The organism is Streptomyces lushanensis (assembly GCF_001700515.1).
GTDB classification, from domain to species: Bacteria; Actinomycetota; Actinomycetes; order Streptomycetales; family Streptomycetaceae; genus Streptomyces; species Streptomyces lushanensis.
Map to the genome: position 1 here is coordinate 1 of NZ_MAUD01000521.1, position 8683 is coordinate 8683.

Genomic DNA, 8683 nt, shown 5'->3' on the forward strand with positions numbered 1-8683 from the left:
TGGCGCCGGTGACGACGGCGAGCTTTCCGGTCTGGTCGGGGACGGCATACATGGTGACTCCCGGGGTGAGGGGTGGATCGGGGCAGGTCAGGGCAGGTCGGGGCAGGGCGGGTCAGCACTGATGAGGACGGGCCGGTGTCATGGACGGACCTGGTCCGGGTTCTCAGCAGACCGGCGGTCTGTTGTCGGCGAAGCTATCAGACCGTCGGTTCGATAACAACAGACCAGGGGTCTGTAGTCTGGTGCCATGACCATGCCCTTCCAGCGAGCCCGCAGCGACGAGCAGCGCGCCGCGCGCAGACAGGCGATCCTCGACACGGCCACCGCGATGCTGACCGAGATGCCCGTGGCGCGGCTGAGCCTCAACGAGCTGAGCCGGCGCGTCTGCCTCGCCAAATCCAATGTGCTGCGCTACTTCGAGTCCCGCGAGGCCGTGCTGCTGGAACTGCTGGACGTCGCGTCCCGCGAATGGCTGGACCACCTGGACGGCGACCTCGCCGCCGCGGTCGACGCCGACGCCCCGCTCTCCGAGCGCGCCGATCAGCTCGCCGCCGCGCTCGCGACCTCGCTGGCGGACCGTCCCGTTCTCTGCGACCTGGTCAGTGCGCAGGCCGCGGTGCTCGAACGCAATGTCTCGCCCCGGGTCGCCGCCGAGTACAAGCGCGCCGCGCTCGCGAACGTCGGTGTGCTGGTCCGGCTGCTGTGCGCCCGTCTTCCCGAACTGACCGAGCCCGACGCGGTGCGGTTCGGCGGCGCCGTCCTGCTGACGACCGGGGCGGTGTGGACCCACACCCAGCCCTCGGCCGCGATGCTGGCCGCGTACGAGGCCGAGCCCGCGCTCGCGGTCCTGCGGATCGACTTCACGGACACGGTGCGCGAGCTGTTCGAGGTGCTGCTCACGGGCCTGCTGGTACGGGCCTCACGCTGACGCCCCGCGCCGCGGCGGCGCCCCGGCGGCCCCCGCGCCGGACTGCGCCGCCCGTAGACCCGCACATACCGCACCCCACCGGCTTTCGCGGGTGAGGTGCGGGAGGGACAGCCCTTGGGGCGTGCTCGGACCGGTCGTCGGATCAGTTCGTGAAGACGAAGTACTTCCACGCCCCGTGCGTCGTCGAGTTGACGGTGTCTCCGGAGCCGCTGTTGATGTACGAGGAGCGCACCCGGGCGCGGATGCCGGATTCACCGGCGTGGCCCAGGTTGACGGCCGACTTTCCGTTGGTGCCGAGCTTGAAGTACTCGGTGCCGCCGGCGTACCACTTGCCCTGGAAGTACAACTCCAGTTCGAGCCGCTGCTTGCGGCCCGTGTGGTAGGTCATCGTCGTCGTGAAGATGACATCGGTGTTCTTGCGGAAGTAGTGGTACGTCGTGGAGCCGATCTTGCCGGTCCTGTAGTGCTTGGACAGCGCCGTCGAGACCCTCACCCTGGCGTACGCCGTGGACTTGACCGACCTCGGGGCATAGCGGCCGTCGCCCTTGAACACGGCGGTGACCGTGGCGTCCCGGGTCATGTCCAGGGTGACCGACAGATCGCCCTTGGAGTTGACCGTGCCGGTCTTCACCAGTTTGTTCGGCTTGTCGGAGCCGAAGGGATCGGCCCAGATCTCGACGGTGCGGTTCTTGTACGTCGTGCCGAGGTGCGCCGTGAACGCGACGTCCTTGCCGTAGTCGTAGACCTTGCCGTTGTTGTTCAGCGTCAGCGCGGGTGTGGCGCGGGAGACGGTGACGCTGTCCGAGGCGGTCGCCGGCGTGTGCGTGGCGTCACCGGCGTACGTCACCTTGTACGTGACCTTGCCGCCCGCCGGCGGAGTGTCCGTGAACGAGAACTTGCCGCCCGTGCCGAGGGACTTGGTGCCGAGCGACTTGCCCTTCGGCGACTCCATGTCGGTACGGGTGACGGTCAGCGGCGTCCCGGCGGGCAGCGCGAGGGCGGAGACGAGCGAGCCCTTGACGGTGAGCGGCTTGGCACGTGTGGCGGTGGCCGGGGCGTCGGCCTTGAGCGTGCCGACGTACTTGCGGGGCTCGTCCAGGGCGTGGAACGTGGTGGATTCGGAGGACCCGCTCAGCACGAACAGCTTCCCGCCGTCGGCCGACCAGTTCATCGAGTGCCCGAACGGGGGCATCCAGCCGGACGACAGATTGCGGACGCTGGCGGGCTGGCCGGCGCCTCGGCTGAAGACATACGTGTCGCCGAGGTTGTCGGTGTCGAGAAGGGTCGCCGCGACCGTGCCGTCCGGAGCGACGCTGACCGTCACCGGTTCGTCGGGGACGGGGTAGGTGCGCACCTGCTCCAGATCGGAGAGCCGGTACTCGGTGAGCGCCCGGTTCCCGGGACCGGCCACGACGACCGACCGGCCGTCCGCCGTGAGGGCGGCGTCCTTGTAGAAGCCGCCCTTCTCGGCGGAGACACGGATGACCGGAGTGCCGGAGGAGACGTCGTAGACGACGATCGGGGCGGAGCTGATGTGGCCGTCGAGGGCGAGCAGCGTGCCCGGGTTGTCGGGGTCGGCGTAGAGCATGGGCGGGCCGGACCAGTCGTGGCCGGCCGCCAGGTCGAGCGTCACCGTGGGTGTCTCGGCGGTCAGATCGACCGCGCCGAGCCCGGACGCCCACTGGTCGCCGTATCCGAACCACAGCTTGCCGTCGGCGTAGGCGAGCTGGGAAGGGATGGTCCCGTCGCCGGTCGGGTACTCGGCGGTCTGTGTGAGCGTCGCGGTGTCGATGGCGACGATCTTGTCCGCGCCGTGGAGCGCGGCGTACAGCGTGCCCGAATCCGGGCTCAGTTCGAGGTCCCGGACCTGGGGCAGGCCGGTGAGCGTGGTGACGACCTTGCCGGTGTAGTCGGTGACGACGATCTTGTTCTGGCCGCGGTCGCTGAAGTACAGCCGCTGGTGGACGCCGTCGACGACCGTGTCGTCCGCGTCCCCGACCGCGACGGGTCTGGTGGTGTCGGCGGACGCCGGTGCGGCGGTGAGAACCGCCGAGCTGAACAGGACCGCCAGTGCGGTGGCGGCCGGCAGAGTGCGCAGACGCATGATGAGTTGTACCCCCCAATGGAGACCGGCCCGTGAGCGTGCGCCCGCGGGTGTGGACGCGCGTGGGCGTGAGCGCGTACGGGCGGTTGATCGCGAGCGGACGAGCGAGCGAACGAACAGGCGGAGAAGCAGGCGGACGAACAGGCAGGCGAGTCAGCGAGCCGCGTCACTGTTCTGACGCCAGGTCATACCTGTGACAACGCGGGAGCCGCGCCGGAGGGTTGGGTTCCGGCGCGGCTCCCGTTCGGCCCGACGGGGTCGGGATCAGTCGCGCTGTGCGTTCGCCGGAAGGGTGCGCAGCTTCATCGTCTTCGCCGTCGACGAGCCGAAGCCGTAGTCGAGCAGCTTGGCCGCGTCCTTGTAACGGTCCGCGCCGTTCAGGACGACACCGACGAGCGTCTTGCTGCCGCGCGTGGCGGCGAACACCAGGCAGGGTCCGGCGGCGGTGCCGGTGCCGGTCTTGATGCCGACGGCGCCCTTGTAGGAGCCGAGCAGCTTGTTGGTGTTGTACCAGGTGTACGTGCGCTTGCCGCCCGTGCTGGTCGGCGCCGTGCTCTTGTACGAGGTGGCCTTGACGACGGCGCGGAAGTTCGTGTTCTTCATGGCGTACTGGGCGATCTTCGCGAGGTCGCGCGGGGTCGTGTAGTTCTTCCCGCTCTGCGAGATGCCGTCGAACGAGTCGAACTTGGTGTTCTTGAGCTTGAGCGAGGTGGCCGTCGCGTTCATCTTCGCGATGAACGACTTGGTGCGCGCGGCGGTCGTCGAGCCGGTGCCGAAGGTGTCGGCGAGCGCGTACGCGGCGTCGCACCCGGAAGGCAGCATCGTCCCGTACAGCAGCTGGCGGACGGTGACCTTGTCGCCGGTGCGCAGATCCGCCGTGCTGGCGCCCTGCTTGGTGACGTAGTCGCGGTAGGCCTGCTTGACGGTCACCTTGCGGTTGAGGTCGACGCCCTTGGTGTTGAGCACCACCGCGGCCGTCATGATCTTTGTCGTACTCGCCATCTGACGCCGGGTGTCGGCGGCCTTGCCGTAGACCGTGGCGCCGGTCGCGTTGTTGAGCACGAACCCGCCCTTGCCGCCGATGGACGGCGCGGTGGCGGCCTGCGCGGGCGCGACCAGGGAGGAGACGGACAGCAGCGCGCCGGCGGTGAGGGTGACCGTGACCGTGGCGGCTCTGCGTGCGCCCGGGAGACTGGACATCAAAGGAAACGCTCCGAATCCGCGAATGCGTTGAAATGCGCCAAAACAGGACCACCTTGGGAAAGGGGTCCCGTCTTGAGACTCACGAGCACCCCGGATGGATGCACGCGAACGCCGTGCGATGCGCCACCGAACGCGCCGCGTGTCACCGGACGCGCCGTCGAATGCGTCCGTCCGCATCCCGGACGAGGGTGCTCGCGCATCTGTGTTGTATCTAAGCTGTGCGCATGCCTTCCGCCGCTGCCGCTCCGGCCCAAGCTCCCACGCCGACCCCTGTGAAGCGACCGCCCGCCGCAGACCGTGTCTACAGCCATGTCAAGGAAGCCGTACTCGACCGCCGTTACGAAGGCGGCACCCTGCTCACGGAAGGAGAGCTGGCCGAGGCCGTCGGGGTGTCCCGCACGCCCGTGCGCGAGGCTCTTCTGAAGCTGGAGGTCGAGGGGCTGATCAAGCTCTATCCCAAGAAGGGCGCCCTCGTGCTCGCCGTGTCGGCCCAGGAGATCGCCGATGTGGTCGAGACGCGGCTGCTGGTCGAGGAGTTCGCCGTACGGAAGGCCGTGCCGGCCTCCGCGCGGCTGATCGAGCGGCTGGAGGAACTGCTCGACGAGCAGCGGCAGCGCGCCGTGGACGGCGATCTCGCCGCCGTCGCCGCCACCGACCGCTGCTTCCACGCCGAGATCGTGCGGCACGCGGGGAACCAGATCCTCTCCCGGCTCTACGACCAGCTCAGGGACCGGCAGTTGCGGATGGGCGTCGCCGTCATGGAGGCGCATCCCGACCGTATCGCCAAGAACATCACCGAACACGCCGAACTGCTCGACGCCATCAGGACCGGTGACGCCGACGGCGCCGCCGCCTGTCTGCGCCGTCACATCAGCCGCGTCAAGGTGCTGGTCAGGGGTGAGGCACGGTGAGCGCTTCCGCGGGCTCCTCCTCCGTCACCCTCCCGGGCGATCCGCCCGGCGGCCGTCGCGCCGCCTGGGTCTGGGGCATCGGTGTCACCGTCTACTTCGTCGCCGTCACCTTCCGTACCAGCCTGGGCGTGGCCGGTCTCGACGCCGCCGACCGCTTCGACGTCAACGCCTCCGAGCTCTCGACGTTCTCCATACTCCAGCTCCTCGTGTACGCGGGCATGCAGATACCCGTCGGCCTGATGGTCGACCGGCTCGGCACCAGGAAGGTGCTGACCATCGGCGTGGTGCTGTTCACCGCCGGACAGCTCGGCTTCGCGCTCGCGCCCTCGTACGGCACGGCCCTCGGCGCCCGCGCCCTGCTCGGCTGCGGTGACGCGATGACCTTCATCAGCGTGCTGCGCCTCGGCACGCGGTGGTTCCCGGCCCGGCGCGGACCGATGATCGGACAGATCGCCGCGCTCTTCGGGGTGGCGGGCAATCTCGTCTCCACCATCCTCATCTCCCGCGCCCTGCACGGCCTCGGCTGGACCACCACCTTCGCGGGCAGCGCGCTCGCGGGTGCCGTCGTACTCGTCCTGGTTCTGCTCTTCCTCAAGGACCATCCGGAAGGCCATGAGCCGCCTCCCGTCGAGCACGCGGGCGCCGCCTACGTACGGAAGCAGATCGCCGAGTCCTGGCGGGAGCCCGGCACCCGGCTCGGGCTGTGGGTGCACTTCACCACGCAGTTCCCGGCGATGATGTTCCTGCTGCTGTGGGGCATGCCGTTCCTGGTCGAGGCCCAGGGCCTGTCCCAGGGCGTGGCGGGCGAACTGCTCACCCTCGTCGTCCTGTCCAACATGGCCGTCGGGCTGGTGTACGGGCAGGTCATCGCCCGCCATCACCGGGCCAGGGCGCCGCTGGCCCTGGGCACGGTCGGGGCGACGGCGCTGATCTGGGCCACGACGATCGCGTACCCGGGCGAGCACGCCCCCACCGTCCTGCTGATCACGCTCTGCGCGGTCCTCGGCGCCTGCGGGCCCGCGTCGATGATCGGCTTCGACTTCGCCCGGCCGGCGAACCCGCCGGAGCGTCAGGGCACGGCCTCCGGAATCGTCAACATGGGCGGTTTCGTTGCCTCGATGACGACGCTCTTCGCGGTCGGCGTCCTGCTGGACGCGACCGACGGGAACTACCGGATCGCGTTCTCGTCCGTCTTCGTCCTCGAAACGCTCGGGATCGTGCAGATCCTGCGGCTGCGGGCGCGGACGGCCCGGCGGGAGCGCGAACGACTGGTGGCGAGCCGGGTGGAGGCCGTGCACGTACCGGCGTGAGGGCGGTGCGTACCGGCGTGAGGCCGTGCACGTACGGGGGCGAGGGCGGGTGCGAACATACAGACGGCGTGCGGGCCGGTACGTACGGAAGGTGCGGCCGGCCGGCAGGCGCGGACCGCGCGACCCGCGTCCGACTCCCGGTGTCCGGCGCCGCTACGGCGGCGCCGCGACGCGTCCGACGCCCCGCAGGGGGTCACCGCCTCGGCAGCCCGGCCTGGGGGTCAGCGCGTCACCGCGAACTCGCGCAGGATCGCCGTCGCCAGTTCGTCATCGCCGTCGATCTTGATCCGGTCGGCGACCGCCGTGGCCCGCACCCGGCCGAACGCCAGCCGGAAGTACGTCTCCCAGTCCATCGCCAGCGTCACCAGCGGGCCGAGCGAGGGCGAGCCGTCGATCGAACCGCGGCCTTCCGCGTTCACCCGGACGGTACGCAGGAACTCCACCGGACCGCTCACATCGATGACGACCGCCGAGTTCGGCGGCGCGCCCGCGTCCTTGGCGACCACCTTCGGCAGCGCGTCCAGCAACGCGTCACGGGCGATCAGGGCGCCGGGCGAGTCGAGGTTGCCGGGCTTGTTGAGCGTCGTCCGCAGATCCTGCTCATGGGCCCAGACGTCGAAGGCCCGCCCGCGCCAGGCCGCCTCAAGGGTCTGTTCCTTGCCGAGCGGCGCCCGGACCATGGTGTCGGGCGAGCGGGTCTCGTTACGGATCTGCCGGTTGCGGCGGATGATCGTGTACTCCAGCTCGGAGGTCATCTCCGGTGCGGTGTGGTGCCGCCGCACATCGACCTGCATCTCCATGTAGCGGGCGAACTCACTCTGCACATGGTAAAGATCGCGCGGCAGCGAGTGGATGGGCCGTGGGTCCCCGAGCAGCTCGCTCTCCATGCCGATGACATGCGACACGATGTCTCGTACGGACCAGCCTGGACACGGCGTGCGCCAACTCCACTCGCCCTCGACGAGCGGCTGCACCAGCTCGGCTATGGCCTCGATGGAGTGGGTCCAGGCATCGGCGTAGTTCTGAAGGCTGGGATGGACGGTCACGTGACCCCTCGGCGGTTCTGCGGTACGCGGGCTGGCTTGCTGGGCTGGCTGCGGGCTGCGTGGGAGGTTTGGCAGCTAAGTTACGCTGCCTGATGGCACCCCGGCAGTGCTTTCGTGTGACGATCGTAGGCCCGTGTTGACGGCTCGAATGCCAGGACGGTGGTACTGTGCGCGCCTCTCTCATCCAGATCACAGTAGATCCGTACGAATCGGTCGACGCGCGCAGGCAGCGCGCCGCGGCGCTGGTACGGCGGCAGCGGGGCCTCGCCGACCTGGTGGTCCTGCCCGAACTGTGGCCGGTCGGCGCCTTCGCGTACGAGTCGTTCGCGCGGGAGGCGGAGGCGCTGGACGGGCCCACCTTCGAGGCGATGTCGAAGGCGGCGGGCGACGCGGGGGTCTGGCTGCACGCGGGTTCCTTCGTGGAGCGGGACGCCGGGGGAGCGCTGTACAACACCTCGCTGGTGCTGTCCCCGGCCGGTGAGCTGGTCCGCACCTACCGCAAGATCCACCGCTTCGGCTTCGACAAGGGCGAGGCGACGCTGATGAGCGCGGGCGAGGAGCTGGTGACGGTGCCGCTCACACTCGACGGTGACGGCGGGGCCGGGCCCGACGGCGGTGGCGATGCCGGCGGCCGTGACGGCGGTGACGGGCCTGACGCCCGGGAGACCGTCCTCGGGCTGGCCACCTGCTACGACCTGCGTTTTCCGGAGCTGTTCCGGGGCCTCGTGGACGCGGGCGCGCGCGTGCTGGTCGTCCCGGCCGGCTGGCCGGCGCGGCGGCGCGCGCACTGGACGCTGCTGGCGCGGGCGCGCGCGGTGGAGAACCAGTCGTACGTCCTGGCCTGCGCCACCGCCGGAACCCACGCGGGCGTGGAGCAGTCGGGCCACAGCATCGTCGTGGACCCCTGGGGCGAGGTCCTGGCGGAGGCGGGCACGGACGAGGAGATCCTGACGGCCGACCTCGACCTGACGCGGGTCACCACGACCCGCGAACAGTTCCCGGCCCTGAAGGACCGCCGCCTGGGCCTGGCAGCGCCGTCCCGCCTCCGCGCCTGACGGACCCGGGCGCAGGATGGCACCCTTGTCCCATGAACGACGCCGTCCCCGCGCCCACCACCGCGCCCTCGCCCCGCCGTGCCCGTGTCCGTGCCCCCGAGCTGATCGGCAAGGGCGGCTGGCTGA

General features: G+C 70.1%; 7 protein-coding genes. 4 read left to right on the forward strand and 3 right to left on the reverse strand.

What is annotated here, in order from left to right; translation table 11 throughout:
- Positions 1-253 precede the first annotated feature (253 nt).
- A complete protein-coding gene (locus BFF77_RS30685; RefSeq protein ID WP_425424451.1) occupies positions 254-928 on the forward strand; it encodes a TetR/AcrR family transcriptional regulator in 675 nt (224 codons plus the stop codon).
- Between the two features lie 142 nt (positions 929-1070).
- Here BFF77_RS30685 and BFF77_RS30690 read toward each other — a convergent pair whose 3' ends face one another.
- Both BFF77_RS30690 and BFF77_RS30695 read right to left on the reverse strand, forming a co-directional pair.
- Positions 1071-3032: a YncE family protein gene (locus BFF77_RS30690; RefSeq protein ID WP_066956572.1), complete on the reverse strand. Its 1962-nt coding sequence runs from the start codon at positions 3030-3032 to the stop codon at positions 1071-1073.
- 264 nt (positions 3033-3296) lie between these two features.
- A complete protein-coding gene (locus tag BFF77_RS30695; RefSeq protein WP_066956575.1) occupies positions 3297-4232 on the reverse strand; it encodes a D-alanyl-D-alanine carboxypeptidase family protein in 936 nt (311 codons plus the stop codon).
- A 227-nt stretch (positions 4233-4459) separates the two neighbouring features.
- Here BFF77_RS30695 and BFF77_RS30700 point away from each other — a divergent pair, with 227 nt between their 5' ends.
- Together BFF77_RS30700 and BFF77_RS30705 are read left to right on the forward strand one after the other, a co-directional pair.
- Positions 4460-5146 (forward strand): GntR family transcriptional regulator, encoded by a 687-nt coding sequence (locus BFF77_RS30700; RefSeq protein ID WP_066956578.1) that lies wholly within the window; start codon positions 4460-4462, stop codon positions 5144-5146.
- A complete protein-coding gene (locus tag BFF77_RS30705) occupies positions 5143-6456 on the forward strand; it encodes an MFS transporter (RefSeq protein ID WP_066956581.1) in 1314 nt (437 codons plus the stop codon). Before BFF77_RS30700 ends, BFF77_RS30705 begins: the two co-directional genes overlap by 4 nt.
- A 221-nt stretch (positions 6457-6677) precedes the next feature.
- On the opposite strand, the gene BFF77_RS30710 is transcribed toward BFF77_RS30705, so the two are convergent.
- On the reverse strand, positions 6678-7502 hold the full coding sequence (locus BFF77_RS30710; RefSeq protein WP_066956584.1) for a maleylpyruvate isomerase family mycothiol-dependent enzyme: 825 nt from the start codon (positions 7500-7502) through the stop codon (positions 6678-6680).
- 167 nt (positions 7503-7669) lie between these two features.
- On the opposite strand from BFF77_RS30710, the gene BFF77_RS30715 reads away from it, so the two are divergent.
- Positions 7670-8557 (forward strand): carbon-nitrogen family hydrolase, encoded by an 888-nt coding sequence (locus BFF77_RS30715; RefSeq protein ID WP_066956587.1) that lies wholly within the window; start codon positions 7670-7672, stop codon positions 8555-8557.
- Positions 8558-8683 lie beyond the last annotated feature (126 nt).

Coding starts and splice junctions, on each gene's coding strand:
- BFF77_RS30690 (WP_066956572.1), bottom strand. CDS start 3,032: ATGCGTCTGCGCACTCTGCCGGCCGCCACCGCACTGGCGGTCCTGTTC.
- BFF77_RS30700 (WP_066956578.1), top strand. CDS start 4,460: ATGCCTTCCGCCGCTGCCGCTCCGGCCCAAGCTCCCACGCCGACCCCT.
- BFF77_RS30685 (WP_425424451.1), top strand. CDS start 254: ATGCCCTTCCAGCGAGCCCGCAGCGACGAGCAGCGCGCCGCGCGCAGA.
- BFF77_RS30695 (WP_066956575.1), bottom strand. CDS start 4,232: ATGTCCAGTCTCCCGGGCGCACGCAGAGCCGCCACGGTCACGGTCACC.